The sequence below is a fragment of the Enterobacter quasimori genome (genome assembly GCF_018597345.1).
Classification (GTDB): domain Bacteria; phylum Pseudomonadota; class Gammaproteobacteria; order Enterobacterales; family Enterobacteriaceae; genus Enterobacter; species Enterobacter mori.
The window spans coordinates 583,696-608,787 of record NZ_JAHEVU010000002.1; the positions used below are offsets into that span (position 1 = coordinate 583,696).

Here is a 25,092-nt window from a genome sequence, read left to right on the forward strand (position 1 = left end):
GCCATGTAAAAGCATGCGCTTGGTCCTCTTTTCGTGACCCTCATCTCATGTGACCTATATAAAACACTTTATAGTGTGGGGGTACTCATAATAAGGAGGCTGTTTATGAGCATTATGCTTACCGGTTCGGTCAAGGAAAGACGGCACGCCAGCACGATGAATATCGACAGATTGTCCACGCTGGATATGCTGAACGTCATTCACCAGGATGATGCACAAATCTCTTCTGCTATTACCCCTTTCTTAACAACGATTGCGCGCGTGGTGGATAACGCTGCGGCGACGCTCAGTCATGGCGGGCGGCTGGTGCTCGTCGGCGCGGGGCCTTCGGGACGTATAGCAAGGCAGGCGGCTGATGAGTATGCGCCGGGTAAACATCCCGTTATCGCCATTACGACGGACGGTGAAGCGGCAAGCTACGAGCGCGGCGTTGCCGACCTGCAGGCGCTTAAGTTTGGCGAGCACGACATGATGCTGGCGGTGACCGTCAGCGGAAAAACGCCGTGGGTATGGGGGGCCATGCGGCATGCATGGTCGTTGGGTTCACCGGTCGCGGTGATAACAGGTGATGCGCAAAGCGAGGCGGCACAGTTAGCGAGTATGGTGATTGCGCCTGAACTGGGGCCTGACGTGGTGGCGGGATACGCCAATGCCAAAGCGGGGATCGCGCAAAAAACGATCCTCAATATGGTGACCACAGGGCTGGCGGTGAGATCCGGGCGCGTCTACAGCAACCTGCGCGTGGATCTGGAGGCGACCAGTACCAAATGGTCAGAACGACAAATCGCGATAGTGATGGAAGCGGGCGGATGTACCCGGACTGAAGCGAAGGCCGCGCTGGAGAGCTGTAACCACAACTGCAAAACGGCGGTGTTGATGGTACTGACGGGGCTGGATGCCTGGAAGGCGCATGAACTGCTGGCGCAGAATAACGGGTTTATTCGCGTGGCGCTGCAGGAAGCGCCGTAACACTTCAGCATTAAATAAAAAAGCCCGCGAATGCGGGCTTGAGTATTTCTGGGGATTAGAACTGGTAGGTCATGCCGACGCCAACGATGTCGTCGGTTGCGATGCCGTTGTCGCTGTAGAACGCGTCATCTTCGTCCAGCAGGTTGATTTTATAATCAACATAGGTGGAGAAGTTTTTGTTGAAGGTGTAGGTCATGCCCAGGTCGATGTAGTTAACCAGATCCTGGTCAACATAATCGTAGCCATTGCCTGGGTGATAGTCGTTGCCACCCAGATCGACGCCCTTAGAGTATACCCATGCCAGGGATGGACGCAGGCCGAATTCAAACTGGTACTGTGCTACGGCTTCAAAGTTCTGAGTTTTGTTGGCGATGCCACCATCTGCATTGCTACCGTAAGGCGTCATGTTGCGAGTTTCGGCATACATCATCGCCAGGTAAACATCCTTAGCATCGTACTTCGCGCCGATGGTCCAGGCTTCAGCACGTTCGCCGCCAGCATATTTGCTGAAGCGGTTGTAACTGCCTGCGCCATAAGCAACCTGATCGTTGGTACGGTCAGAAGAAGAGTACGCAGCACCCAGGCTCAGGCCAAAGTCGAAGTCATAGGAGGTTGACATACCAAAGCCGTCGCCGTTCTGGAAACGTACGTTTTCATGGCCGTTTTTGGTGCCTTCCTGATCTTCATTTGCGTTGCTGCCTTCATTATTGCCCTGATACTGCAGCGCAAAATTCAGACCGTCAACCAGGCCGAAGAAACCTGAATTACGGTAGGTTGCCAGACCGTTAGCACGGCCATTCATAAAGTTATCGGTCCAGGTGTAAGAATCGCCACCGAATACTGGCAGCATATCGGTCCAGGCTTCAACGTCATACACGACGCCGTAATTACGGCCGTAATCAAATGAACCCAATTCAGCGTATTTCAGACCAGCGTAAGCCAGACGGTTAAATGATGTATCACCAGCGCCTTCGGTATCGTTAGCGTAGGTTTTATATTCCCACTGGCCATAACCCGTCAGGTCACTGGTAATCTGTGATTCGCCTTTGAAACCAATCTGTACATAGGTTTCATCGCCGTCGTCGCCAGCGTTATCTGAGAAGGTATGACGTGCATCGACTTTACCGTACAGGTCGACTTTGTTGCCGTCTTTGTTGTACATCTCAGCTGCATTTGCTGCGCCAGCCATTAATAATGCGGGTACAAGAATTGCCAGAACTTTTCTTTTCATTATATATTCCCTTTAAAGATAATTTATATGAATATATGTAATCACCCTCCGTAATTACGTGTTCGATACTATTCTAAGGCCGGCTAATTTGGTTCAAAAATAAATGTAATTAAATTGGTAAAAATATTGCAAAATATTTCTACTAATCTCTTTATTTTTCGTGTGAATTAATTAATTGAAAATATAGTGAGTAATTATTATTAAGTATTTCGTGTGTCTATTTTTTAATTTATTAAATTTGGCTATGTTATAATTAACCCTCAATTTTCGTAACGGGAAAGAAAGATGGAACTCACTCAATGGCAACAGCGCTTCGAATCCTGGCTTGATCAACATCACGCTTCCGACGACGCTGCGCATGATATTTCACACTTTCGTCGCGTCTGGATGACGGCGCAGAAAATCATGCCTCATTACAACGCTGACCCGCTGGTAGTAATGACTGCCTGCTACTTTCACGACATTGTCAGCCTGCCGAAAAATCATCCCGAACGCAGCCAGTCCTCGCGGCTGGCGGCGCGTAAAACGCGTGATATTTTGCAGCGCGATTTCCCGGATTTTCCGCCAGACAGGTATGCCGCGGTGGAACACGCCATAGAAGCGCACAGCTTCAGCGCCGGGATTGCGCCACAAAGTCCCGAGGCCAAAATAGTTCAGGATGCCGACCGGCTGGAGGCATTAGGCGCTATCGGTCTGGCGCGCGTTTTTGCCGTATCCGGCGCGCTGGGTGTCACCCTGTTTGATGCGCGCGATCCGTTCGCCGATTCGCGTGACCTGGACGACAAAGCCTTCGCCCTCGATCACTTCCAGACCAAGCTGCTGCGCCTGCCCGAGACGATGCAGACCGACGTGGGGCGTGAGCTTGCCCGACATAACGCCGATTTTCTGATCCAGTTTATGGCGAAACTGAGCGCAGAACTGCAGGGCGACTGCCTGGGGCTGGATGGTCAGGTATTGAGCCGCTTCCGTCGGAGTGTGAGCCGGTAAACTGTGGTAATCTGTCTCCAGTCTTTATTGCCCGGTTAAGAGAATGCAGGAAATACGATCAGTGATTGAGCCCGCGCCAGCGCAGGCTGAGAAATCAACGGCAGCCGTGCAGGCATTACTGCGGCAGCTGCTGGATATCTATGATGTTAAGACCCTTGCCAACCAGCTGGCGGCCCATGGCGAGAGTCACTGGAGCCCGGCAATACTCAAAAGACTGCTGATAAGCGACAGGGCAGGGCGCCGCATGAGCGACGGCGAGTTCCGTTATCTGCAAAATCTGCTGCCGCGTCCTCCCGCCGCGCATCCAGACTATGCGTTCCGCTTTATCGATCTGTTCGCCGGTATTGGCGGCATCCGCCACGGTTTTGAAGCCATTGGCGGGCAGTGCGTGTTCACCAGCGAGTGGAATAAACACGCGGTGCGTACCTATAAGGCTAACTGGTACTGCGATCCTGATGAACACCATTTCAACGCTGACATCCGCGATGTGACCCTGAGCCACAAAAGCGGCGTCAGCGATGAAGAAGCCGCAGAGCATATCCGGCAAACCGTGCCTGAGCACGACGTGCTGCTGGCGGGCTTCCCGTGCCAGCCTTTTTCGCTCGCCGGGGTGTCGAAAAAAAATGCCCTGGGACGCGCCCACGGGTTTGCCTGCGATACGCAGGGCACGCTGTTTTTTGACGTGGTCCGAATTATTGATGCCCGTCGTCCGGCTATTTTTGTGCTGGAAAACGTCAAAAACTTAAAAAGCCATGATGGCGGGAAAACCTTCCGCATCATTATGCAAACGCTGGATGAACTGGGCTATGACGTGGCCGATGCGCAGGACATGGGCGCAGACGATCCGAAAATCATCGACGGTAAATATTTCCTGCCGCAGCATCGCGAACGTATCGTGCTGGTAGGCTTCCGCCGCGACCTCAATCTGAAAGGGGATTTCACCCTGCGGGATATCCCGTCGCTGTATCCGGCGCGCCGACCGAGCGTGGCCGATCTGCTGGAGCCCGCCGTTGACGCCAAATTTATCCTGACGCCGGTACTGTGGAAATACCTCTACCGCTATGCCAAAAAGCACCAGGCCAAAGGCAATGGGTTCGGTTTTGGCATGGTGAATCCAACGAATGCAGACAGCGTGACCCGCACCTTGTCGGCGCGTTATTACAAAGATGGCGCAGAGATCCTCATCGACAGAGGCTGGGATAAAGCGCTGGGCGAAAAAGATTTTGACGATCCGCAGAACCAGCGCCATCGCCCACGTCGCTTAACCCCGCGTGAGTGCGCGCGGCTGATGGGGTTTGAGTCGCCGCAGGGCTACAGCTTCCGTATTCCGGTGTCCGACACCCAGGCTTACCGCCAGTTCGGCAACTCGGTGGTGGTGCCCGTGTTTGCGGCGGTGGCGAAACTGCTGGCCTCACGCATTAAGCAGGCTGTGGCGCTGCGTCAGAGCGAGGCCGTCAGTGACGGACGTACACAATAAAGCGACGCGCAGTAAAAACATGCGTGCCATCGGCACGCGTGATACCGCCATCGAAAAACGGCTGGCGGAATTACTGACCCAGGCCGGTTTTGATTTTCGCGTCCAGGATGCCGCGCTCGCCGGGCGTCCCGATTTCATCCTCGACGCGTATCAGTGCATTATCTTCACCCACGGCTGCTTCTGGCACCATCACAACTGCTACCTGTTCAAGGTTCCCGCGACGCGAACCGATTTCTGGCTGGAGAAGATAGGCAAGAATGTAGAACGGGATAAACGCGATATTGCAACGCTTCTTGCTCAGGGCTGGCGGGTATTAGTCGTGTGGGAATGCGCCTTGCGCGGCAGGCTAAAATTGAGCGATCTGGACCTGACAGAGCGGCTGGAAGAGTGGATCTGCGGCGGCGCGGCGGCCGCGCAGATCGATACGCAGGGAATTAAGGTTTCTCCACCTCGCACGGCGTGACGACCGGTTTCGCAGGCAGCAAATATTTGCCCAACGTTACCAGCACAACCGCAAAAACAATCACACACAGCGCCAGCCATTCAACCGTCGATAACACTTCTCCCGCAAAACCGGTACCGAGCAGCACGGCGACCACCGGGTTCACGTACGCGTAGCTGGTGGCGACGGCCGGGGAGACATTGCGGATCAGGAACATATAGGCATTAATGGCAATAATGGAGCCAAAGAGCGCCAGATACCCCACGGCCAGGAAGCCAGACAGGTCCGGCATCGTTGTCAGTTTCTCACCCATCAGCGTCGAGGCAATCAGCAGCACGATACCCGCTGCGAGCATCTCAATCGCGCCTGCCATCATGCCGGAAGGCAGTTCAATCCGTGAGCCGTAGACGGAGCCAAACGCCCAGCTCATTGAGCCAACCATGATCAGCAGCGCACCCCATGGGTTTCCGCTCAGGTTGCCACCGCTGTTGAGCAGGATGATCCCCGCAAGCCCGATGCCGATCCCCAGCCATTCCAGCTTGCGGGTGCGGATACCGAACAGGCGGCTAAAGCAGAGGGTAAACAGCGGGACGGTGGCCACCACCACGGCGGCGATCCCGGACGGTACATTCTGGTGCTCCGCCACGGTCACGGCACCATTCCCAACGGCCAGCAACAGAAATCCAATCAGTGCCGCGTTGAGCAGCGGGCGGAGTGGGGGAAGCTTGTGGCCGCGCAGCAGCAAAAACGTTATCAACAATACGCCCGCAGAGAAGAAGCGGATCCCTGCCATCATCAACGGGGGCCAGCTTTCCACACCGATTCGAATGACAAAATAGGTGGATCCCCAGATGATATACAGCGAAAAAAGTGCTCCAATGAGCGGTAATAGTTGCCGGAAACGCATAGTCCCTCACGTCGAAATAAAAAGTTCGCTCATAGTAAACGCCAAAACTATCGGTCTGGCGAGTGCTTTAATTGTGGTGTGGATGTGAATTTTTTGTTGACGTCAGGTGCCTGTTTCCGGGTGTCCGGTTTTGTTCCATACTATTCACTTAATTAGCAAAAAAAGAAGGATAGAGATTTTGGCAGGAAGTAGCTTATTAACATTGCTGGACGACATTGCCACCCTGCTGGACGACATTTCGGTCATGGGAAAACTGGCGGCCAAAAAGACCGCCGGCGTGCTGGGGGATGATTTATCGCTGAACGCGCAGCAGGTCACCGGCGTCAAGGCTAACCGGGAGTTACCGGTGGTATGGAGCGTGGCGAAGGGGTCCTTTATCAATAAGGTGATCCTCGTTCCGCTCGCGTTGTTGATCAGCGCCTTTATCCCCTGGGCCATCACGCCGCTGCTGATGATTGGCGGCGCGTTTTTGTGCTTCGAGGGGGTCGAGAAAGTCCTGCACTCTTTTGCCTCGCGTAAGGAGAGCGACACGCCAGAGGTGCGCCAGCAGCGGCTGGAAGCCCTGGCTGCTCAGGATCCGCTGGCGTTCGAACGCGATAAGGTGAAAGGGGCCGTCCGCACTGACTTTATTCTCTCGGCCGAAATCGTGGCGATTACGCTGGGCATTGTGTCAGAAGCACCGCTGGTCAATCAGGTTATGGTGCTTTCCGGCATTGCGATTCTGGTGACCGTGGGTGTTTACGGCCTGGTGGGGCTTATCGTCAAGCTGGATGATATCGGCTACTGGCTGGAGCAGAAATCGAGCGCGGTAGCACGCGGTATCGGTAAAAGCCTGCTGACGCTGGCCCCCTGGCTGATGAAAAGTTTGTCGGTTGTGGGCACGCTGGCCATGTTCCTCGTCGGCGGCGGGATTGTCGTGCACGGTATTGCGCCGCTGCACCATGCGATTGAGCATTTTGCCTCGGCGCAGGGGGCGGCTGTCGCCGCTATTTTGCCGACGCTGTTGAATCTGGTGCTGGGCTTTATCATTGGCGCTATCGTGGTCGCTGCCGTAAAAGCAGTCGAAAAAATGCGTGGAGCCTCGCACTAATTGCTACCCGAACAGGGATGCAAAAAGGCCATTCCTCGTCTAAATTGAAAAAGTTTCACCCTGATACAGGAGGCGGGTATGGTCTTTTTGGTCAGTGATGAAGTTAAGCCGAAGAACGGTGGTCCGCGTATGATTGTCACAGGTTATTCCAGTGGTATGGTGGAGTGCCGGTGGCATGATGGTTATGGCATCAAGCGGGAAGCGTTTCGTGAAGACGAGCTTCAGCCGGGGGACGGACGGCAACATCGCGAGAAGGCTTAATCACTCTAACGCCCGGTTCGCCGGGCGTTTTTATGTGACATTCAGGGAGTGTGTGTGCAGCGCGATACCTATGTTGTAAAACGATCTCTTCAGCAATGGCTGCATCAGCGTAGCAATCCCGGCCTGATTGTTAATCTCTGTTTTATTATTGTCCTGGTCTTTTCCACGCTCCTCACCTGGCGTGAAGTGGTGGTACTGGAAGATGCCTATATCTCCAGCCAGCGTAACCATCTGGAAACGGTCGCAAATGGCCTGGACAGGCAGTTGCAGTACAACGTCGATAAAATGCTGTTCTTTCGCCACAGCATGCGCGATGCGCTGCAAACTCCGCTGGCATTCGGTGTGCTGCACAATGCGGTGGCGCGTTTTAACACTCTGCGGAACACCGCAAACTGGCAAATCGCGGTGGACGAAAATCGCACGTTACCCATCAACGGGGTGTCCGATGCGTTTGTTGAAAAAACCACGCTTCTCAACCGCGATAACGATCGCCTGGCAAACGAACTCTCTGCTGCCCTCGAAGTGGGGTACCTCCTGCGTCTGGCGTCATCGCGCACCAGTAACGTAGAGCGGGTGCTCTATGTTTCCCGCGCAGGGTTCTTTATCGCGACCGATACGCCTGCACAACCGGGAGATATTGCCCACCGCTATTATCAGCTGGTCACGCAGCCCTGGTTTTCACAGCAGTCTGAGCGCGAAAACCGCGCGCGTGCCGTTCGCTGGTTTATTTCGCCTCCGTCGTCATTTGTCGGGAACAAGCGGCTTATTACTGCCAGCGTGCCGATCTACTACGACCATTTCTGGTACGGCGTGGTGGCGATGGATATCAGCGTTGATACGATGAAACAGCTGCTGGTGGAGGCCGTGGACAACCATACAGAAGGCGAATACCAGCTTTACGACACGCGCCTCAACATGATTGCGACCTCCGAATCACCCGAAAGCAACGTAAACCACTTCGATGCAAGCGAGCTGGCGCAGATAGCTCACGCTATCGAGTCCGACACGGAGGGGGGGATTCGTCTGGGTAGCCGCTTTATCAGTTGGGAACGGCTCGATCATTTTGAGGGCGTTGTCCTGCGCGTGCATACGCTACATGAAGGGGTTCGCGGGGATTTCGGCAGCATCAGTATTGTGCTGGCGCTACTCTGGGCGCTCTTCACCGCCATGCTGCTGATCTCCTGGCTCGTGATCCGCCGTATGGTCAGCAATATGTATACGCTTCAACACTCGCTTCAGTGGCAGGCCTGGCACGATCCGCTGACCCGCCTGAATAATCGCGGGGCGCTGTTTGAACGGGCGAAAGCCCTTGCGAAGCAATGCCAGCAGCAGTCCCTGCCGTTTTCTGTCATCCAGATCGACCTGGACCATTTCAAGGGTATCAATGACCGCTTCGGGCATCAGGCAGGGGATAAAGTGTTGTCGCACGCCGGAGGATTGATTGCGAGTGCGCTGCGCGCCAACGACGTGGGCGGCCGCGTGGGTGGCGAGGAGTTCTGTGTCGTGCTCCCTGGCCTGACGCTTGAGGAAGCGGCAAATGTTGCTGAGCGGATCCGCGCACGGATCGACAGCAAAGAGATTTTGGTTAAGAAGAGCGTCACTTTGCGCATCAGTGCCTCACTGGGCGTCAGCAGCGCCCAGGAGAAGGGTAACTATAATTTTGAGCAGCTGCAGTCAATTGCCGATGCGCGGTTGTATGAGGCAAAGCAGGGGGGACGCAACTGCGTCGTCTGGCGCGATCACAACAAGAAGTGATCTAGCCCTTCGCGCCAGCCCGCGGGGCCGGGAAGCTGCGTGTGATAAACCCGTTCCGGGCTATCGTTCTGCAGCGAAATGCCCTGGCGGTTAATGCCTTTGACCACCACCGCAAAGTCGACGCTGTCTAACAGCGGGGCGTCGTTAGGACCATCGCCCAGCCCAAGGGATGTCCACGCAACACGCTCCTGCAGACAATACCGTTCAGTCAGCCATTTCACCGCCACATCCTTGCCGCAGCGCGCGTCCAGGACGTGCCAGAATCTCGCCCCCTGTACAATCTGCAGGCCATGCGGTTCCAGCGCCTCTTCAAAGCGCGTCATTTGCGCATCGCTGTCGCGCCAGATCAGCGTCGCGGACGCTTCATGCCTGCGCGCAAGCAGCGAACGGGAAGGCGTCAGTCCCGTCCATTCACCGATTACCCGTTCATTCACGTCGTCAAAGGAGGTGAATTTTACGTGCGTGTGCAGTCTGATCTGCTCGAGGATGTGAAGAATCGTATGATGCGACATCCCCGTGATGCGCCGGGCAGGTGGGTCCCAGCGAACATCCGGCTGAATGACCGCTCCGTTTTCCGCAATGAACGGCAGTCCTTCCAGGCCCAGCTCCTGCTGGATGTCGAGCATCTCAGCCGCCGTCTTGCTGCTGCAGAGGATAACGGGGACCTGTTTATCCCGTAGACGCTCCAGCCATGCGGCGGCAGGCTGCCAGTCATAGGTATGAATATCCAGCAGCGTGCCATCCAGATCGGTAAAAATCAGCAGTGGCTTCTGAAGCGAAAGCATAAAGGCTCCTGATGGCTGACGGGGGTTGTCTAAGATTATTCCTAAAAAATGACCGTATCGGGGAGCTGGTTTGAGGATATCCATCCTGCGTAACCCACACACGGCGCATGTTGCTGCTCATAACTAAAATTCACATGTATAAAATATTATATTCGCCAGGAGAATATATGCTTGTCAGACAAATCCGTTGGGGATAGTGTGGTTTCTACATCAGATTTCCTGGTGTAACGAATTTTCAAGTGCTTCTTGCATAAGCAAGTTTGATCCCGGCCATCCCCATGACCGGGATTTTTTTCATCTTACCGATTCGCTTCAGACACGCTGAAGTCATGAATATCAAGCTCGAAGGCTTCGGCCAGCTCGCGGTAAGTGTGATAGTCCCTCCCGTTCACAATCACTTTGTCTGACTCATCGTCTGAGCGGCGAACTTCGGACTCGCTGATCTCATTGATCGCGGCCAGCAGGGCATCGACATCCACCTCCACCTCACGCTTGATGGTGTCGCTGTACTCTTTATCGGTCTTCATTACGGGGTCCTCATGCAACCGTGTCCATTCCTAAGTATAGACCGCACACAAAAACACCATTCGCGCCGGGGGTCGGTGCCAGTTAATGCGTTTTGTTCTACACTGGCTCAAAACCACAGGAGGAATGTATGAAGGTCAACGATCGGGTAACCGTTAAAACGGACGGTGGACCGCGCCGCCCGGGTGTGGTGCTGGCAATAGAAGAGTTTAGCGAAGGTGTAATGTACCTGGTTTCTCTGGAAGACTACCCGCTCGGTATCTGGTTCTTTAACGAACTGGGACATGAGGATGGTATTTTTGTGGAAGCAGCAGAATAGCGTGGTGTCGGGCGGCGTTCCCGTCCCCGGCCCATGCGGCTGAAAATGCAAAAATCTCTGGCCAGGCCAGAGATCGCAGGTAGGGTACAGAAGGTCTTGCGCGGATCAGCGCATATTAACGAAAATTCCGTTTGTGACATTATCGGTCAGGCGAACGACGTGGTAGATCACTTGCTTATTATGCGTTTTAATTTTCCTTTTAATATTTCCTTTGTGTGACGAAACCGTTTTTGCCTTGATATTCATCTGGTCCGAGATCTGAATTGTCCCTTGTCCAGCCATCCACATTCTGAGCATACTTGATTCAGTTCTGCTTAATGATAGGGTGGGTAAGTTAACCGCTCCTACATTCTTAACTTCTTTATTCAAATAATCACCCAAAATGTCATCCAGCGACTCGGGTTTAATCGATTTTGAACTGATCAATAAATTTTTACGGACCAACAAGTATTCGTCGAAATGAATATTAGCGATCGCCATAAAAACAATAAACAACGTTTTAGGATGCTGATTAATGATTTGCTTAATGTGCTGACTGTTGGCTGGATCGTGAATGAAACAGTCCTCATTAATAAACACCACGCCGGGCTTGTGTGCTTCACAAGCGGCTTCGAGTTCGTCAACGGTGTGTGCATCGTTGATGTCTCTCTTTCTTACCCCTCTGCTTGCCAGATACCCGGTTAACCCTAGCCGGGTGTAGCTGCATAAATCCATAATGATCGTTGACATGGCATACCCTCACTCAATGCGTAACGATAATTCACCATCTGCCTGAGAGCTCGTAAACAGCCATACGGGATGGAAAAAACCAAATAAAACCTGTGAGCATGACAAAGACTTTCAGGCGAACTCACTATCCCGTAAAGTTACTTATAATTTGCCAGGAATCTTCTTAAAGTAAAGTAAATATTAAGTATTGTGAGATGGTTAGAAACATTTAAACCGCGTCAGATATATCCTGGAAGATGTTTTTCACGTTTTATTTTAGGAATATCCTCAGAAAGACAATGTGGAGTGTGAGGACTATTATTTGCGAGGCAGTTCGCTGACAATATCCGCTAACAGGTTGAATATCTCGCTGAATAAATGTTCACAGAAGGGGGCGATAAGTGGCATTAGCAATGACATTAATAAAAGACCGACCGTCAACGTCACGGGAAAACCAATGACAAACACGGAAAGCTGCGGCGCCATTCTGTTCAGCAAGCCTAATGCCAGGTTAACGGTCAGCAGCAGGGTGATGATCGGCAGCGCCAGCATCAGCCCGTTGAGAAAAATCAGCCCGGCGGCACGCACCAGCGCCAGAAACGCGTTGCTGTTAACCGGATTTTCGCCAATCGGCAGCGTGTGGAAGGTATCCACCAGCATTGAGATGAGCCATAAGTGGCCGTTAAACGACAGGAACAGCAGCATCGCCAGCAGATCGATGATACGCGCCAGCACCGGCATGTTGAGGTGGCTGCCGGGGTCGACGAAGGTGGCGAAGGATAACCCCATTTGCAGGCCGATCAGCTCACCCGCAGTACGCACTGCCGCAAAGGCGAGCTGCATGGTAAACCCAACGGCGACGCCGATCATCACCTGCTGAAGCGCCACCCATACGGCGTTAGCGGAAAATACAGGGATATCAACCGGCGGCAGGGACGGGGCGACAATAATCGTGATGACGATCCCCAGCCCCACTTTGATGCGCTTGGGTATCGATTTCTCGCTGAGAATAGGGGCGGTTGAGATGAGCGCCATAATGCGCAGCATCGGCCAGAAGTAGACGCCCAGCCACTGGACGTATTGATCGCTGGTGAAGTGCAGCATCGTGATATCAGCCGATGATGTACGGCAGATTGGTGAACAGGTTGCGCATATAGTCCAGCAGCAGGTTCAGCATCCACGGCCCGGCGACGATAATCGCCACGAACACGGCAATGATTTTCGGGATAAACGACAGCGTCATTTCGTTAATCTGCGTGGCGGCCTGCAGGATACTGATGATCAGACCGGTCACGAGGGCAACAAGCAGCAGCGGGGCGGCAACGGCAATCGCGACTTTCATCGCTTCCGTGCCCATCATCATGACCGATTCTGGCGTCATTGCGCGCTCCTCAACTGTAGAAACTCTGCGCCAGCGAACTGACCAGCAGCTGCCAGCCATCGACCAGCACAAAGAGCATGATCTTAAAGGGCAGAGCGATGGTTGCAGGTGGCACCATCATCATCCCGAGCGCCATCAGGACGCTGGCGATCACCAGGTCAATAATCAGGAACGGAATAAAAATAGTGAAGCCAATCTGGAACGCGGTTTTTAGCTCGCTGGTTACATAGGCTGGCAGCAAAATGCGCATCGGCACCGCTTCCGGTCCCTGCAGCTCGCCGGTGTTGGAGAGGCGGGCAAAGAGCGCTAAATCCGCTTCACGCGTCTGGCGCAGCATAAATTCACGCAGCGGCTGCGCGCCTTTCTCCAGCGCAACCTCCATCGAGATTTTATCTTCGCTGAACGGCCGATAGGCGTCGGTGTAAATCTTGTCGATCACCGGCGACATAATGAAAAAGGTCAAAAACAGGGCCAGACCCAGCAGCACCTGGTTGGGCGGCGCGGAAGGGGTTCCCAGGGCGTTTCGCAGCAGGCCAAAAACAATGATAATGCGGGTAAAGCTGGTCATCATCAGCAGAATGGCCGGAATAAAGGTCAGCGAGGTGATGAACACCAGCGTCTGAACCGAAAGCGACCAGCTTTGTCCGCCTCCGGCAAGCGGGGTCGAGACCAGACCGGGCAGTTGCGCATAGACCGCGGGAGCAAACAGGCCAACACCCGCAAGCGTAAGGGATAACAAACGGCGCATCAGGATCTCCCGGAACGCTTAAGCAAACTCTTCATAACGGACTGGAAATCCGCTGGGGCTTCTGCGCGCTCGTCACCCGTGACAGGGGCGGGCGGCAGTTTATGTAAGACATTGATGTTTGAGGCGGTAACTCCCAGTACCAGACGCGCATCTTCCACGTCGACGATGACCACGCGCTCGCGTGGCCCCAGCGCGGTACTGGCGCTGACCTTCAGGCCGCGCGTTCCGGCGGTTTTACCCGCCAGACCAAAGCGCTTTGCCAGCCAGGCCGCAATAAGAATGAAGGCAATAATGCCGAACAGAGCACCGCTCACCTGGAGCAGCGGTGAGCCAGGTACCGCGGAGGGTTGGGACATTGTTGCCTGGGTTTTCATGCTTAACGGCTCAGACGGCGCATACGTTCGGACGGGGTAATGATGTCGGTGATGCGCACGCCGTACTTGTCAGCAACCACCACCACTTCACCCTGAGCAATCAGATAACCGTTGATCAGAATATCCAGCGGCTCGCCGGCCAGGCCGTCAAGGGCGACCACGGAGCCCTGCGTCAGGCGCAGCAGCTCTTTAATGGTCATGCGGGTGCGGCCCAGCTCAACCGTCAGCTTAACCGGGATATCCATGATCAGATCGATGTCCTGCAGCGTGCCGCTGACGTCGCCGCCGCCCAGCTGCTGGAATACCGCGTCCGCCGCGCTTTTCGTCGGGGTCGTCTTTTGCTCGTTTAACGCGTCAGCCCACAGATCGTCCAGTGCTCCGCTGTTCTCATCGGACGGATTGTTCATGTCACTCATTTGGGCTGTTCCTCATTCAGCGAATTCAATATCGGGTTGATCAAGTGCTCAACGCGTAACGCATACTGGCCGTTAATTGTGCCGTACTGACTGGTCAGCACGGGGACACCATCCACATGGGCAATAATGCGGTCGGGTTTTTCTATCGGCAAAACGTCGCCGGGTTGTAATTTCAGGATCTGAGATAACCGCAGGGGAATATCGGCAAAGCTCGCCACCAGCTCCAACTGCGAATGCTGAACCTGGCGGACCAGGTTTTCACGCCAGTTTTGATCTTCGTGGCGCGAGTTCTCCAGCGGCGGGTTCACCAGCAGCTCGCGCAGCGGTTCAATCATGCTGAACGGCAGGCAGATGTTGAACTCACCGGTCAGGTTGCCGATTTCAACGTGGAACGGCGTGTTAACGACGATATCGTTCGGCGAGGTGGTGATATTGGTGAACTTCACCTGCATCTCGGAACGGACGTACTCCACTTCCAGCGGGTTAATCGCCTTCCACGCGTCGCTGTAAGACTCCAGCGCCAGCTTCAGCATGCGGTTAATGACGCGCTGTTCGGTGTGGGTGAATTCACGACCTTCTACTTTGGTCGGGAAACGCCCGTCGCCGCCGAACAGGTTATCCACCGCAATGAACACCAGGCTTGGGGAAAACACCACCAGACCGGTGCCGCGCAGCGGCTTCAGATGAATCAGGTTAAGGTTGGTTGGCACCGGCAGGTTGCGGGCAAACTCATGATACGGCTGAATGCGGATCGCGCCGACGGTGATATCCGGGCTACGACGCAGCAGGTTAAACAGCCCCATACGGAACTGACGCGCAAAACGTTCGTTGATGATCTCCAGCGCCTGCAGACGTTCACGTACCACGCGACGCTGGGTATTCGGGTCATAGGGGCGAATATTGTCGTCGCCGCTTAGACCCGGTTGCGGATCATCACTCTTATCGCTGTCGCCGTTGAGCAGCGCATCGATTTCTGCCTGAGAAAGAATACTGTCGCCCATGTCGTTACCGCAGAATGAAGGCTGTATACAGAACGTCGGTGACTTCCTGCTTCGGTTGGCCGTTTACCAGCGGGGTCGACAGCGTTTGTTTGATGGCGTCGACCAGTTTTTGCTTACCGTCATCGGTAGCGAGCGTCGAAGCGTCCTGACGAGAGAACAGCAGCAGCAGACGGCTACGCACTTCAGGAAGATAATCGTTCAGACGAGAACGGGTAGCTTCGTCTTTCAGGCGCAGCGTAATGCCAACGTAAAGCACACGATCCGCATCACCCAGGTTGACGGTGAAGGTGTCCAGCGGGAAGAACACGGGAGCCGGAGGCGGTGGCGCTTCAGCTTTGGCTGCAGCGGCAGTCGGTTCCTGCTGCATACGCCAGTAACTATAGCCCGCGGTAGCGCAGGCGGCGAGCGTGATCAACACCAGCAGCGGGATCCAGATGGAGCGCTTGCTTTTTTTGGTGATAGCGGAGTCAGTCATCTGATACGAGCTTCCTGTTTCGGTACAGCTTAATAGGGTGATTATCCCGTGTCCGCCTTATCTCAAAGCGTGGAAAAGACGGGAATAATCACGCTACCTCTGGCGTTTAGGCGAAGATATCCACTGCGCCATTTCCGCGCGCGGCGGATTGCAGGGCGGCAGGGGTCGCCAATAGCTCATCACTCTCTTCATTGAACGCGCCGTGCTGGCCCGAGCGGGAGGCCTGCTGTTGCTGCTGCGATGAAGATTGCTGCTGTCCGGCGAAGCTCTCGCTGCTGACGCTGCTCTGCGAAAGCTGAATGCCGCTTTCCGCCAGAGAGGTGCGTAAGACCGGCAGAGCAGCCTCCAGCGCCGCGCGCACGTGGCTGTGCGGAGACACCATCTGCAGCTGCGCCTGGTTATCATCCAGTTTAAGCGAGATTTGCACCTGGCCCAGGTCTTCCGGGTGCAGACGCAGTTCAGCGGTCTGCTGGCCTTGCTTCGTAAACAGCGTGATGTGCTGGCTCAGCGTCTGCTGCCATTCGCTGGTGCCGAGCGGCTGGCTCAATACCGGCGCGGTGGCAACGGTTGCAGCAGGCTGTGAGGTCGCGTGGCTGCTGAGGATCGGTGCCAGGGTTGCGGTGGGCGAGGTTGACGACGCGCTGCTCGCGATGTCCTGTTTCTCTACCGCGGCCGCGGCCGCGGCCGCGACCGCAGGCGTCACGGGTACGCTGGCGGGCAGGGCTGCGTCAGCCGTTTGTGTCACAGGCTGAGACGCCGCCTGAGGCTGGCTATTCTCTTTTCCCGGCAGCGCGTTTTTCAGCGTTTGCGGAAGAGCGGAGGGGAGCGACGTCTGAGTGGTAACGCCGTCGACGTGGGTTGCCTGCGTCGTTACCGGTGTTGCCGTCTGCTGGTGCGGCAACATCGCCATCAGCGCGCTGAGCCCCGCGAGTTCGTCTTCGGTTAGGTCAGTTTTGCTGTCATCCTTTGCGGACGCGTGGGTCAGCGTCTTTAACGCATCACCGTGGGTCGTCGGCATCAGCCCGGACACCAGCGTTTGCAGCGCAGTGGTCTTCGCCGCGTCATCGTCGGCGGTCAGCGTCTCCTGGCGTGAGAGCAGGTCGGCAATTTTCGCCTGCAGGGTGGTCTCGCCTGCGTCCTGTTGCGCTACCCTGGACAGCTTGCTGCCAGCGGCTTTCAAATCAGCCAGGGTCAGCGGCGCATCTTTGCCCTGACCGTTCGCTTCGGTCAACGCGCCCGCCAGCAGAGAAAGAAAGTCTTGCGCACCCTCGGTACCTTTCCCCGTTGGCGTGCCGCCTGACAGGTCGCTGTCGGTCATCAGCAGTTGTTGCAGTGTGATCATTCCGGTTTCCTCATTGATGCGCGCTGGGCAAACTCATCCATCTTTTTCTGATCCAGGCGGTTTTCCGCCAGGGTTGACGCCGCGACCTGTCGGTCCTGCAGCGTCTGCCAGGCCTGCAGCCGCTGTTTTTTCTCGCGCCAGAAGTTGAGCGCGGTATCCACTTTTTCGGTCCACTGGTTAAGCTGCAGGCGGTGTTGCTCAATCGCCTTTTCCAGCGTCTGGATAAACTGCTGATAGTTGATCCAGCGCTGGCTGCCAATGCCCTGCGTCATATCGGCATTCAGGTTGGTGCGATATTCATGCTGATAGTCGATTAACATCTTCAACTGCTCTTCAGCCTGCTGGCACCCGCGTCGCATTGCACCGAGCTGCAGTGCGGCATCATCAACTTCTTTTTCGGCCAGATCCTTTAGCGTTGATAACGCGCTGTTTTGCGCCATGACCTTCGCCCTCCACCTGTGTTACACCTGCGGGAAAATCAGATCCAGAGCCTGGATTGAGTCTTCCCAGTCGGCGCGTTCAAAAATGCCTTGTTGCAAAAACGCTTCCAGCTGCGGCCAGAGCGCAATCGCTTTGTCGAGCATCGGGTCGCTGCCTTTGGCATACGCCCCAACGCTGACCAGATCGCGGTTGCGCTGGAAGCTGGAGAGCAGTTGTTTGAAGTTACGCACGCGCGCGTAGTGCTTCTCGGTTATCAGCGCCGTCATTGCGCGGCTGATGGATGCTTCAATATCAATCGCCGGGTAATGTCCCGCTTCGGCCAGACGGCGCGACAGCACAATGTGTCCATCGAGGATCGCACGCGCGGAGTCGGCAATCGGATCCTGCTGGTCATCGCCCTCGGTCAGCACCGTATAGAATGCGGTGATGGAGCCGCCGCCGCTGATGCCGTTCCCCGCGCGTTCCACCAGCGCCGGGAGCTTGGCAAATACCGAAGGCGGATACCCTTTGGTGGCCGGCGGCTCACCGATAGCGAGCGCGATTTCACGCTGCGCCATCGCGTAACGGGTCAGGGAGTCCATGATCAGCAGGACGTGCTGGCCGCGGTCGCGAAAATCCTCGGCGATACGGGTCGCGTAGGCTGCACCCTGCATACGCAGTAATGGTGATACATCCGCCGGGGCGGCAATAACCACCGAGCGGGCGCGGCCTTCCGCACCCAGAATGTTTTCGATGAAGTCTTTGACTTCGCGTCCACGCTCGCCAATCAGCCCAACGACGATTACATCGGCCTGGGTATAGCGCGCCATCATGCCGAGCAGGACGGATTTCCCCACGCCGGACCCGGCGAACAGGCCCATACGCTGTCCACGTCCCACGGTCAGCAGGGCGTTAATCGGGCGCACGCCGGTATCCAGCACGTGCTCGATAGGGGTACGCTGCAGCGGGTTGAACGGCTGGGTGATCAGCGCCCCGGTTTCGGTGGTGTCCGGCGAGGGCAGGCCGTCGAGCGGCTTGCCGCTGCCGTCCAGCACGCGCCCCAGCAGCGCTGGCCCAAGCGGTAACTGTTTGCCGCTTTGCAGACCGTCGCCTGAGCTGTTTTTCGCGTAGACGCGCGCGCCGGGCAGAATGCCTTCAACTTCTTCGAGCGGCATCAGGAACAGGCGCTGGCCGTTAAATCCGACCACCTCACTTTCGACCTCACGCATTTCCAGCCCGTCCTGACGCTCAATAACGCAGGTGGCACCCAGCGGAAGCTGCAGCCCTGTTGCTTCCAGCACCAGGCCGGTGGCGCGGGTCAATCGTCCATAACGACGAACAGATGGCAGCTGTGCCATCTTCGTTTCAAAGTTATCGAGCGTGTTGAGCCAGCGGGTAAGGCGTGCGGTCATCAGACGACTCCCGGTGCTGCCAGGCGGCACAGTTCTTGCCAGCGGGTAGCGACGCTGGCATCCAGATCGCCCTCATCCGCAGAAACTTTGCACCCGCCGTGGTGTAACGAGGGATCGCCCCGCAGCCGCCAGCCGTGCAGGCTGAGCGTCGCGCCAAGACTCTCTTCCACGCGCTGGAGATCGTCCGGGTGTACCCGCAGCTGCGGTTTGCCGCTGAACAGCGGCTCCTGCTGGAGCAGACCCTGAATCTGTTTAATCAGCGCCGAGTTATCGACGGCTGGCGTCTGGCCGATCACCTGACGCGCGGCTTCCAGCGCCATCTGCATCAGGCGCGACGCAATCACGCTGTCGAGCGCGTCCAGCGTATGCTGGAACTCGCTCACCAGCTGCTGCATACGGGCATTGAGGGGCGCCTGCTGCTGGCGCGCCTGTTCGATGCCTTGCTCCAGCCCTTTTGCCAGCCCTTCCTGATAACCCTGCTCCTGGCCTTTCTGCCGTCCTTCGTGCAGACCGGCGTTGAAGCCCTGCTCGTGCGCCTGCATTTGCATCTGCGCCAGCATCTGCGCACGCTGCTCTTCTTCGCTCAGCTCGGGCACCGCGGCATCGATATCGCCCTCATCGGACGGGATCGCGGCCGGGGTAAATTCGGAGAGGGGAGGCGCCAGATCGTCAGGCGTCCAGCGCGTCCACGGCAGCTCATTAGACATAGGTGTCGTCTCCGCTGCCAATCACCATCTCGCCGGTTTCGGCCAGTCGACGAACGATAAGCAGGATCGCCTTCTGTTCGTTTTCCACCTGCGACAGGCGCACCGGACCGCGGTTGGCCAGGTCGTCGCGCAGGATATCGGCCGCACGCTGGGACATGTTGCGCAGGAACTTCTCGCGCAGCGGCTGCTCGGCACCTTTGAGGGCGATAAGCAGCGATTCGGAGTCCACTTCCTGAAGCAGGCGCTGGATGCTGCGATCGTCCACTTCGACCAGGTTTTCGAACAGGAACATCTCGTCGATAATTTTCTGCGCCAGCTCGCCGTCGAACTCGCGCACCGCGGTGATGACCGCTTCTTCCTGCTGCGTTTTCATCAGGTTGATGATCTCGGCCGCCGTTCTCACGCCGCCCATTTTGCTGCGCTTGAGGTTCTGGCCGTCGAGCAGGTTGTTCAGCACTTCTGTCAGTTCCGCCAGCGCCGCCGGCTGCACGCCGCCGAAGGTGGCGATACGCAGCATCACGTCGTGACGCAGACGCTCTTCGAACAGCGCCAGAATATCGGCCGCCTGACCACGTTTGAGGTGGACAAGGATGGTGGCGATAATCTGCGGGTGCTCGTCGCGAATAAGGTCGGCGGCGCTCTGCGGCTCCATAAAGTTGAGCGTTTCGATACCGCTGGCGGTATCGCGGGTTTCCAGAATATCTTCCAGCAGGCTGGCGGCACGCTCTTCGCCCAGCGCCTTGACCAGCACGGAGCGCAGGTATTCGTTGGCGTTGACGTTGAGCGCGGCAAACTGTTCGGCTTCCTGCTCAAATTCCGCCAGCACTTCGGTCAGCTGCTTGTTGGAAATTTGCCGCACGTTGGCCATGGCCGCAGAGAGGATTTGCACCTCTCTTTGCGAGAGGTGTTTGAACACCTCTGCCGCGCGGTCTTCGCCAATGGTCATCAGCAGGATGACGCTTTTATCGGTACCTGTAAGCGTATTACTCATGTTCGTTACCCATCCAGCTGCGGATGACCAGCGCGACGACGCGCGGATCGTTGTCTGACATTTCGCGAATGCGCTGGCTCATGACCTCTGCACCCATGCGTTGGTTAGCGCGGCGCTGCTGCACCTGCTCGTCTTTGCTGAGGCGCACTTCAACCGCTTCTTCCACTTCCTGGCGATTATTCATCTGTTCCAGCGCGGCTTTCTCGGCTTCAGCACGGCGCTGGAGCTGAGGACGTACGCCCTTACGCCACAGCAGCCAGGCAACAATCAGCACCAGCAGCCAGCGGCCAGCAGACATCAGCTGATCGATAAACGCCTGCTGTTGCCAGAACGGCAGTTCGCCACCGCTTTCATCAACCGAGTTGAACGGTGAGTTCACCACGTTCAGCGTATCGCCACGTTTTTCGGAGTAGCCCATCGCTTCACGGGTCAGATCTTCAATCTGCTTCATCTGCTCGGCCGTCAGCGGCAGAGGCTTGCCGTCCGGCAGGGTTTTGTAGTTCACCACCACGGCAACAGACAGACGCTGAATATCCCCCACGTTCAGTTTGGTGTGGCGGATAGTACGGTCCACTTCGTAGTTCGTGGTTTCGTTACGGCTGCTGGTGCGCGGACCGGCGTTGTTTGCCGTTGAGGTTGTCTGCTGCGCATTCTGCTGGTTGGCCGGAGGCGTTGAAATCGGTGCCGCGTTCGCCGGGGCAGGCTGGTTAGACAGCGCGCCCGGCACGCCGCCAGGGTAGGGGCCGCCCACCTGCTCGTTCGAGTTAATCTGACGAGAGCGCATCACCGCCTGAGACGGATCGCCGTTCGGGCTGTACTGCTCTTCCGTTTGTTCTTTGTTCGCGAAATCGATCTGCGCGGTAACCTGAGCATGCACGTTGCTGTTACCGACGACCGGGCCCAGGATCGCTTCGATGCGGCGCTGAAGACGGCCTTCCACGTCGGCCGCGTACTTCAGCTGGGCGTCGTTCAGATCGCGACCGGCGCTGTTGTTCTGCGTCAGCAGATGACCGCCCTGATCCACCAGCGTCACGTTACCCGGCGGTAAGCCTGCAACCGCGCTGGAGACCAGATGCGTGACCGCGCTGATTTGTCCTTCGTCCAGCGCGCGGCCAGGCTCAAGGTTGACGGTTACGGAGGCAGAAGGGGATTTCTGTTCACGAACAAATAAAGAGGGTTTAGGCATGGCAAGGTGTACACGGGCACTCTTCACCGGGCCTAAGGTTTCAATGGTACGGGCCAGTTCACCTTCCAGCGCGCGCTGGTAGTTCACCTGCTCGCTGAACTGGCTGATACCGAATTTTTCCTGATCCAGCAGCTCGAAGCCGACCGCGCCGCCTTTCGGCAGACCCTGCTGCGCCAGGCGCAGGCGAAGCTCGTGCACCTTGTCCGCGGGCACTTCAAGCGCGCCGCCGTTATCGGCAAAGCGATAAGGGATGTTCATCTGGGTAAGCTGGGTGACGATGGCACCGCCATCCTGATCGGAAAGGTTACTGTAAAGCGTGCGGTAATCAGGGCTTTTCGCCCACAGGACCATCGCAACAAGGATCGCAATGGCGGCAGCGCCTGCCACGATCAACGGGATTTTAGGGTTCGCGCGAAGGCGGTTCATCCACTCGAGTGATTTATTCTGTGGCGCTGTCGATGCTGTTGCACTCATTGCGCACCTCTTAAATCCTGGTGGTTTACGTTATTCGTGTAGAGAAACAAAACTGACTCCCGGGTCGGCAAACACGACAAAAGTTCCATATTGATGGCCCTGCCATTATTTGATGATTCGTGATTTTCTATGCGTCAAATAACCTGGTTTTTTAACGCTATTTACCGCCATTATCTGATTGACAAGCTGTTAGTCTTGACCGCGTAAAAAACCATCCAGGGGAAAGTCATGGCTATACAGGGCATTGAAGGGGTAATCAGTCAGCTGCAGGCAACGGCAATGACGGCACGTAATCAGAACGTGATGGATGAACCTTCAACCATCAGCTTTGCGGGGCAACTGCACGCCGCGCTTGACCGTATCAGCGACAAGCAGAACGCCGCCCGGACGCAGGCGGAGAAATTTACGCTCGGTGAGCCGGGCGTGGCGCTTAATGATGTGATGGCCGATCTGCAAAAAGCGTCGGTGTCGCTGCAGATGGGTCTTCAGGTGCGTAATAAGCTGGTATCGGCCTATCAGGACGTCATGTCGATGCAGGTATAAAACCTGCCGATCTTACGCTGGCACCCATACCGCTTTAATGCCACAATATTTTTTTCTTCCCACGCAGGAAAAATGATGAAAAAAATAGCAATTGTGGGTGCGCTTCTGGCGTTAACCGGCTGTGTTCAGGTTGATAATTATCAGGAAGTCATCAAGCATCCTGTGCCGTCGCATCTGGCAGGGTACTGGCAGTCAAAAGGGCCGCAAAGCAAGATGGTGAGCCCGGAGGCGATTGCCACGCTGGTGGTGACGGAAGAGGGCGATACGCTGGATTGCCGTCAGTGGCAGCGCGTGGTGGCGGTGCCGGGCAAGATTATGCTGCGTTCTGATGATTACTATAACGTGACCAGCAAGCTGGATATCTATCCGCTGGAGCGTGATGGCGCAACGCTTGAGTATGATGGTATGGAGCTGCAAAAAGTGGATCGTCCAACGGTAGAGTGTGCGAATTACCTGAGCAAAAATCCGCTGGAGAGTAAGCTCCCGTAGCCGTTTTTTTGCCGGGTGGCGGCTTCGCCTTACCCGGCCTACAAAACCGCCGCACCGTAGGCCGGGTAAGCGTTAGCGCCACCCGGCATTGTTTCTACAGCGCATCCTCTATGACCCACACGCTGACGCTTCCCCCGTTACAGAAGAACGTCCCTTCACCATCCGCCGCCGTGGTCACGGTTTCCTCGCGATTGCCCAGAAAATCACGCCAGGTTTTATTGCCGTAATTCTCGCCCAGACAAATCACTTTTTCCCCGTCATCGCCATTGGAAAGAACCACCACGCAGCCCGGCGCGTCGTCGGTCCCGCTGCGGCTGAACGCGATACAGTTAGGATGATCAAAAAACAGCGTTTGAATGCCGTGGGCAAAACGCTGGCGGGCGAGGATCAGCTCATGCAGTTGTTCAATCACGGGCATATCAATATGGTACGTATTACCGTCGCCGCCCGTATCGTCGTAGCTGGCACCGAAGAGGTCCGGATAGAACACGCTCGGCACGCCGTTTTCGCGTAGCAGAATTAACGCATAGGCGAGCGGTTTAAACCAGGCTTCCACCGGGGCTTCCAGCGCCTGCAGGGGTTGGGTGTCGTGGTTGGCAACCAGCGTGACCGCATGGAACGGATCGGCTTCCACCAGCGTGCCGGTGAAGATCTGGCTCATGTCGTAGTCGCGGCCCTGACGCGACGCCTCGTGGAACTTCATCTGCAGCGGCGCATCGAACAGCATGGTTTTGCCGTCTACCTGATTGATGTAGTTCTGCAGTTTATCCACCTCGTGCGACCAGTATTCCGCGACGATAAACAGCGGCTGCGGCGCCACCTCCTGCACGTGCTCAATCCACTCCTTATAAAACCAGGCCGGAATATGTTTTACGGCATCCAGACGAAAACCGTCACACTGCGTTTGCTCCATCACCCAGCGCGCCCAGTATTTGATCTCCTCGGTCACGGCATGATTGCGAAAATCGATATTCTCGCCCATCAGGTAGTCGAAATTGCCCATCTCGTCGTCGACCTGATCGTTCCACCCTTCGCCGGTGTAGTCGTTAACGATTTTAAAGATATTGTCTTCATTGGGGTTTTCGATGTGGTCGATGCCGCTGAAGCATTTGTAATCCCAGATAAACTGCGAGTATTTCCCCGTGCGGGCAGGGAAGGTGTAGCGCGTCCAGGCTTCACACTCGACGATTTCATCGTCGATTTGCGTACGGTCCTGTTCATTGACGCGCTGCACGCGGATCGACTCTTTCTCGTCCGCCCCCATTTTGTGGTTGACCACCACATCCAGCAGCACGGCGATCTGGTTGCTTTTGAGCGCGTCGATGGCCTCCAGCAGCTGTGCTTTATCGCCGTATTTGGTGGCGACGCTGCCTTTTTGATCGAACTCACCAAGATCGAACAGATCGTAAGAGTCGTAACCCACGGAATATCCCCCCGATGCGCCTTTGTACGCAGGAGGTAGCCAGACCATATTGATGCCGATTTCGTTGAGGTTGGGGGCTAAAGCCGTAACTTCTCGCCACAATTCACCGCCAGCGGGGTAATACCAGTGAAAGCATTGCAGTAAGGTTGGATTGCGCATGCACCGTCTCCATGAGGTCGCGAAACTCAAGTATGGAGTACGTTTTGCAGAAATGCCTGGCGAACGAAGCGGGAAACGTTCGTTCGCCAGCTACA

The 25,092-nt window shown here is 56.0% G+C and carries 28 protein-coding genes and 1 pseudogene; 10 read left to right on the top strand and 19 right to left on the bottom strand.

Annotated elements, in window-relative coordinates; all coding sequences use genetic code 11:
* Positions 1-105: 105 nt before the first annotated feature.
* Positions 106-969, top strand: coding sequence for an N-acetylmuramic acid 6-phosphate etherase (locus tag KK102_RS11035; protein WP_216357593.1), 864 nt, complete (start codon positions 106-108; stop codon positions 967-969).
* A gap of 55 nt (positions 970-1,024) precedes the next feature.
* Here the strand turns inward: KK102_RS11035 and ompC are convergent, their stop codons facing one another.
* The gene (gene ompC, locus KK102_RS11040; protein ID WP_216357594.1) at positions 1,025-2,200 is read right to left on the bottom strand and encodes a porin OmpC; all 1,176 of its coding nucleotides are present in this window, start codon (positions 2,198-2,200) and stop codon (positions 1,025-1,027) included.
* 285 nt (positions 2,201-2,485) lie between these two features.
* Between ompC and KK102_RS11045 the strand changes: the two genes are divergently transcribed.
* The 3 genes from KK102_RS11045 (at position 2,486) to KK102_RS11055 (ending at position 5,127) form a co-directional block, all read left to right on the top strand.
* Positions 2,486-3,187: a phosphohydrolase gene (locus tag KK102_RS11045; RefSeq protein ID WP_216357595.1), complete on the top strand. Its 702-nt coding sequence runs from the start codon at positions 2,486-2,488 to the stop codon at positions 3,185-3,187.
* Between the two features lie 61 nt (positions 3,188-3,248).
* Positions 3,249-4,664: a DNA cytosine methyltransferase gene (locus KK102_RS11050; protein ID WP_126545528.1), complete on the top strand. Its 1,416-nt coding sequence runs from the start codon at positions 3,249-3,251 to the stop codon at positions 4,662-4,664.
* Positions 4,645-5,127 carry a very short patch repair endonuclease gene (locus KK102_RS11055; protein WP_216357596.1) on the top strand — a complete coding sequence of 161 codons (483 nt, stop codon included), beginning with the start codon at positions 4,645-4,647 and terminating at the stop codon, positions 5,125-5,127. The genes KK102_RS11050 and KK102_RS11055 overlap by 20 nt, the downstream gene beginning before the upstream one ends.
* Here KK102_RS11055 and yedA read toward each other — a convergent pair.
* Positions 5,099-6,013 (bottom strand): drug/metabolite exporter YedA, encoded by a 915-nt coding sequence (gene yedA / locus KK102_RS11060; RefSeq protein ID WP_100165984.1) that lies wholly within the window; start codon positions 6,011-6,013, stop codon positions 5,099-5,101. The genes KK102_RS11055 and yedA overlap by 29 nt on opposite strands.
* Positions 6,014-6,191: 178 nt before the next feature.
* On the opposite strand from yedA, the gene KK102_RS11065 reads away from it, so the two are divergent.
* From KK102_RS11065 to dgcQ, 3 genes are all read left to right on the top strand, one after another.
* Positions 6,192-7,103: a DUF808 domain-containing protein gene (locus KK102_RS11065; RefSeq protein ID WP_216357597.1), complete on the top strand. Its 912-nt coding sequence runs from the start codon at positions 6,192-6,194 to the stop codon at positions 7,101-7,103.
* 78 nt (positions 7,104-7,181) lie between these two features.
* Complete coding sequence (locus KK102_RS11070) at positions 7,182-7,364, top strand: YodC family protein (protein ID WP_010432330.1); 183 nt, start codon at positions 7,182-7,184, stop codon at positions 7,362-7,364.
* Between the two features lie 54 nt (positions 7,365-7,418).
* Positions 7,419-9,119 (top strand): cellulose biosynthesis regulator diguanylate cyclase DgcQ, encoded by a 1,701-nt coding sequence (dgcQ, locus tag KK102_RS11075; protein WP_216357598.1) that lies wholly within the window; start codon positions 7,419-7,421, stop codon positions 9,117-9,119.
* Here the strand turns inward: dgcQ and KK102_RS11080 are convergent.
* Positions 9,104-9,904, bottom strand: coding sequence for a mannosyl-3-phosphoglycerate phosphatase-related protein (locus KK102_RS11080; RefSeq protein WP_216357599.1), 801 nt, complete (start codon positions 9,902-9,904; stop codon positions 9,104-9,106). The two genes, dgcQ and KK102_RS11080, sit on opposite strands and share 16 nt — an antisense overlap.
* Positions 9,905-10,203: 299 nt before the next feature.
* The gene (gene yodD / locus KK102_RS11085) at positions 10,204-10,431 is read right to left on the bottom strand and encodes a YodD family peroxide/acid resistance protein (protein ID WP_120157917.1); all 228 of its coding nucleotides are present in this window, start codon (positions 10,429-10,431) and stop codon (positions 10,204-10,206) included.
* A gap of 128 nt (positions 10,432-10,559) precedes the next feature.
* Here yodD and dsrB point away from each other — a divergent pair, with 128 nt between their 5' ends.
* Positions 10,560-10,748 (top strand): protein DsrB, encoded by a 189-nt coding sequence (gene dsrB / locus KK102_RS11090; RefSeq protein ID WP_010432339.1) that lies wholly within the window; start codon positions 10,560-10,562, stop codon positions 10,746-10,748.
* Positions 10,749-10,853: 105 nt separating this feature from the next.
* Here the strand turns inward: dsrB and rcsA are convergent, their stop codons facing one another.
* The 14 genes and pseudogenes from rcsA to fliF all read right to left on the bottom strand — a co-directional run bounded on the left by rcsA (position 10,854) and on the right by fliF (position 22,383).
* Positions 10,854-11,477: a transcriptional regulator RcsA gene (gene rcsA / locus KK102_RS11095; protein WP_010432341.1), complete on the bottom strand. Its 624-nt coding sequence runs from the start codon at positions 11,475-11,477 to the stop codon at positions 10,854-10,856.
* Between the two features lie 290 nt (positions 11,478-11,767).
* A pseudogene (gene fliR, locus KK102_RS11100) lies at positions 11,768-12,560 on the bottom strand (flagellar biosynthetic protein FliR); the annotation flags it as partial.
* A gap of 7 nt (positions 12,561-12,567) precedes the next feature.
* Entirely contained in the window at positions 12,568-12,837 is a 270-nt protein-coding gene (gene fliQ, locus KK102_RS11105; RefSeq protein WP_003859587.1) for a flagellar biosynthesis protein FliQ, read from the bottom strand.
* 10 nt (positions 12,838-12,847) lie between these two features.
* A complete protein-coding gene (gene fliP / locus KK102_RS11110; protein ID WP_126545492.1) occupies positions 12,848-13,585 on the bottom strand; it encodes a flagellar type III secretion system pore protein FliP in 738 nt (245 codons plus the stop codon).
* Positions 13,585-13,959, bottom strand: a complete 375-nt coding sequence (gene fliO / locus KK102_RS11115; RefSeq protein ID WP_126545491.1) for a flagellar biosynthetic protein FliO — start codon at positions 13,957-13,959, stop codon at positions 13,585-13,587. The genes fliP and fliO overlap by 1 nt, the downstream gene beginning before the upstream one ends.
* Positions 13,960-13,961: 2 nt before the next feature.
* Positions 13,962-14,375: a flagellar motor switch protein FliN gene (gene fliN, locus KK102_RS11120; protein ID WP_003859592.1), complete on the bottom strand. Its 414-nt coding sequence runs from the start codon at positions 14,373-14,375 to the stop codon at positions 13,962-13,964.
* A complete protein-coding gene (gene fliM / locus KK102_RS11125) occupies positions 14,372-15,376 on the bottom strand; it encodes a flagellar motor switch protein FliM (RefSeq protein WP_010432363.1) in 1,005 nt (334 codons plus the stop codon). Before fliM ends, fliN begins: the two co-directional genes overlap by 4 nt.
* Before the next feature lie 4 nt (positions 15,377-15,380).
* Positions 15,381-15,851: a flagellar basal body-associated protein FliL gene (gene fliL, locus KK102_RS11130; RefSeq protein WP_010432366.1), complete on the bottom strand. Its 471-nt coding sequence runs from the start codon at positions 15,849-15,851 to the stop codon at positions 15,381-15,383.
* Positions 15,852-15,957: 106 nt separating this feature from the next.
* Positions 15,958-17,193 carry a flagellar hook length control protein FliK gene (fliK, locus tag KK102_RS11135; protein ID WP_216357600.1) on the bottom strand — a complete coding sequence of 412 codons (1,236 nt, stop codon included), beginning with the start codon at positions 17,191-17,193 and terminating at the stop codon, positions 15,958-15,960.
* The gene (fliJ, locus tag KK102_RS11140) at positions 17,190-17,633 is read right to left on the bottom strand and encodes a flagellar export protein FliJ (protein ID WP_126545489.1); all 444 of its coding nucleotides are present in this window, start codon (positions 17,631-17,633) and stop codon (positions 17,190-17,192) included. The genes fliK and fliJ overlap by 4 nt, the downstream gene beginning before the upstream one ends.
* 21 nt (positions 17,634-17,654) lie before the next feature.
* On the bottom strand, positions 17,655-19,025 hold the full coding sequence (gene fliI, locus KK102_RS11145) for a flagellar protein export ATPase FliI (protein WP_010432376.1): 1,371 nt from the start codon (positions 19,023-19,025) through the stop codon (positions 17,655-17,657).
* The gene (gene fliH / locus KK102_RS11150; RefSeq protein WP_126545488.1) at positions 19,025-19,732 is read right to left on the bottom strand and encodes a flagellar assembly protein FliH; all 708 of its coding nucleotides are present in this window, start codon (positions 19,730-19,732) and stop codon (positions 19,025-19,027) included. Before fliH ends, fliI begins: the two co-directional genes overlap by 1 nt.
* Positions 19,725-20,723, bottom strand: a complete 999-nt coding sequence (gene fliG, locus KK102_RS11155; protein WP_089599455.1) for a flagellar motor switch protein FliG — start codon at positions 20,721-20,723, stop codon at positions 19,725-19,727. Before fliG ends, fliH begins: the two co-directional genes overlap by 8 nt.
* Positions 20,716-22,383, bottom strand: coding sequence for a flagellar basal-body MS-ring/collar protein FliF (gene fliF / locus KK102_RS11160; RefSeq protein ID WP_126545487.1), 1,668 nt, complete (start codon positions 22,381-22,383; stop codon positions 20,716-20,718). Before fliF ends, fliG begins: the two co-directional genes overlap by 8 nt.
* A gap of 228 nt (positions 22,384-22,611) precedes the next feature.
* On the opposite strand from fliF, the gene fliE reads away from it, so the two are divergent.
* Together fliE and yedD are read left to right on the top strand one after the other, a co-directional pair.
* The gene (fliE, locus tag KK102_RS11165) at positions 22,612-22,926 is read left to right on the top strand and encodes a flagellar hook-basal body complex protein FliE (protein WP_010432385.1); all 315 of its coding nucleotides are present in this window, start codon (positions 22,612-22,614) and stop codon (positions 22,924-22,926) included.
* Between the two features lie 75 nt (positions 22,927-23,001).
* A complete protein-coding gene (gene yedD, locus KK102_RS11170; RefSeq protein ID WP_216357601.1) occupies positions 23,002-23,415 on the top strand; it encodes a lipoprotein YedD in 414 nt (137 codons plus the stop codon).
* A gap of 94 nt (positions 23,416-23,509) precedes the next feature.
* On the opposite strand, the gene amyA is transcribed toward yedD, so the two are convergent.
* Positions 23,510-24,997, bottom strand: coding sequence for an alpha-amylase (amyA, locus tag KK102_RS11175; RefSeq protein WP_216357602.1), 1,488 nt, complete (start codon positions 24,995-24,997; stop codon positions 23,510-23,512).
* Between the last annotated feature and the right edge of the window lie 95 nt (positions 24,998-25,092).

Bases quoted from the DNA above. Each gene is read 5' to 3' on its own strand.
- fliF (WP_126545487.1), bottom strand. From the start codon at position 22,383: ATGAGTGCAACAGCATCGACAGCGCCACAGAATAAATCACTCGAGTGG.
- yodD (WP_120157917.1), bottom strand. From the start codon at position 10,431: ATGAAGACCGATAAAGAGTACAGCGACACCATCAAGCGTGAGGTGGAG.
- fliK (WP_216357600.1), bottom strand. From the start codon at position 17,193: ATGATCACACTGCAACAACTGCTGATGACCGACAGCGACCTGTCAGGC.
- KK102_RS11035 (WP_216357593.1), top strand. From the start codon at position 106: ATGAGCATTATGCTTACCGGTTCGGTCAAGGAAAGACGGCACGCCAGC.
- dsrB (WP_010432339.1), top strand. From the start codon at position 10,560: ATGAAGGTCAACGATCGGGTAACCGTTAAAACGGACGGTGGACCGCGC.
- fliH (WP_126545488.1), bottom strand. From the start codon at position 19,732: ATGTCTAATGAGCTGCCGTGGACGCGCTGGACGCCTGACGATCTGGCG.
- rcsA (WP_010432341.1), bottom strand. From the start codon at position 11,477: ATGTCAACGATCATTATGGATTTATGCAGCTACACCCGGCTAGGGTTA.
- fliQ (WP_003859587.1), bottom strand. From the start codon at position 12,837: ATGACGCCAGAATCGGTCATGATGATGGGCACGGAAGCGATGAAAGTC.
- fliJ (WP_126545489.1), bottom strand. From the start codon at position 17,633: ATGGCGCAAAACAGCGCGTTATCAACGCTAAAGGATCTGGCCGAAAAA.
- fliI (WP_010432376.1), bottom strand. From the start codon at position 19,025: ATGACCGCACGCCTTACCCGCTGGCTCAACACGCTCGATAACTTTGAA.
- fliM (WP_010432363.1), bottom strand. From the start codon at position 15,376: ATGGGCGACAGTATTCTTTCTCAGGCAGAAATCGATGCGCTGCTCAAC.
- fliN (WP_003859592.1), bottom strand. From the start codon at position 14,375: ATGAGTGACATGAACAATCCGTCCGATGAGAACAGCGGAGCACTGGAC.
- yedA (WP_100165984.1), bottom strand. From the start codon at position 6,013: ATGCGTTTCCGGCAACTATTACCGCTCATTGGAGCACTTTTTTCGCTG.
- ompC (WP_216357594.1), bottom strand. From the start codon at position 2,200: ATGAAAAGAAAAGTTCTGGCAATTCTTGTACCCGCATTATTAATGGCT.
- fliE (WP_010432385.1), top strand. From the start codon at position 22,612: ATGGCTATACAGGGCATTGAAGGGGTAATCAGTCAGCTGCAGGCAACG.
- fliP (WP_126545492.1), bottom strand. From the start codon at position 13,585: ATGCGCCGTTTGTTATCCCTTACGCTTGCGGGTGTTGGCCTGTTTGCT.
- KK102_RS11070 (WP_010432330.1), top strand. From the start codon at position 7,182: ATGGTCTTTTTGGTCAGTGATGAAGTTAAGCCGAAGAACGGTGGTCCG.
- fliO (WP_126545491.1), bottom strand. From the start codon at position 13,959: ATGAAAACCCAGGCAACAATGTCCCAACCCTCCGCGGTACCTGGCTCA.
- amyA (WP_216357602.1), bottom strand. From the start codon at position 24,997: ATGCGCAATCCAACCTTACTGCAATGCTTTCACTGGTATTACCCCGCT.
- fliG (WP_089599455.1), bottom strand. From the start codon at position 20,723: ATGAGTAATACGCTTACAGGTACCGATAAAAGCGTCATCCTGCTGATG.
- yedD (WP_216357601.1), top strand. From the start codon at position 23,002: ATGAAAAAAATAGCAATTGTGGGTGCGCTTCTGGCGTTAACCGGCTGT.
- KK102_RS11045 (WP_216357595.1), top strand. From the start codon at position 2,486: ATGGAACTCACTCAATGGCAACAGCGCTTCGAATCCTGGCTTGATCAA.
- fliL (WP_010432366.1), bottom strand. From the start codon at position 15,851: ATGACTGACTCCGCTATCACCAAAAAAAGCAAGCGCTCCATCTGGATC.
- KK102_RS11080 (WP_216357599.1), bottom strand. From the start codon at position 9,904: ATGCTTTCGCTTCAGAAGCCACTGCTGATTTTTACCGATCTGGATGGC.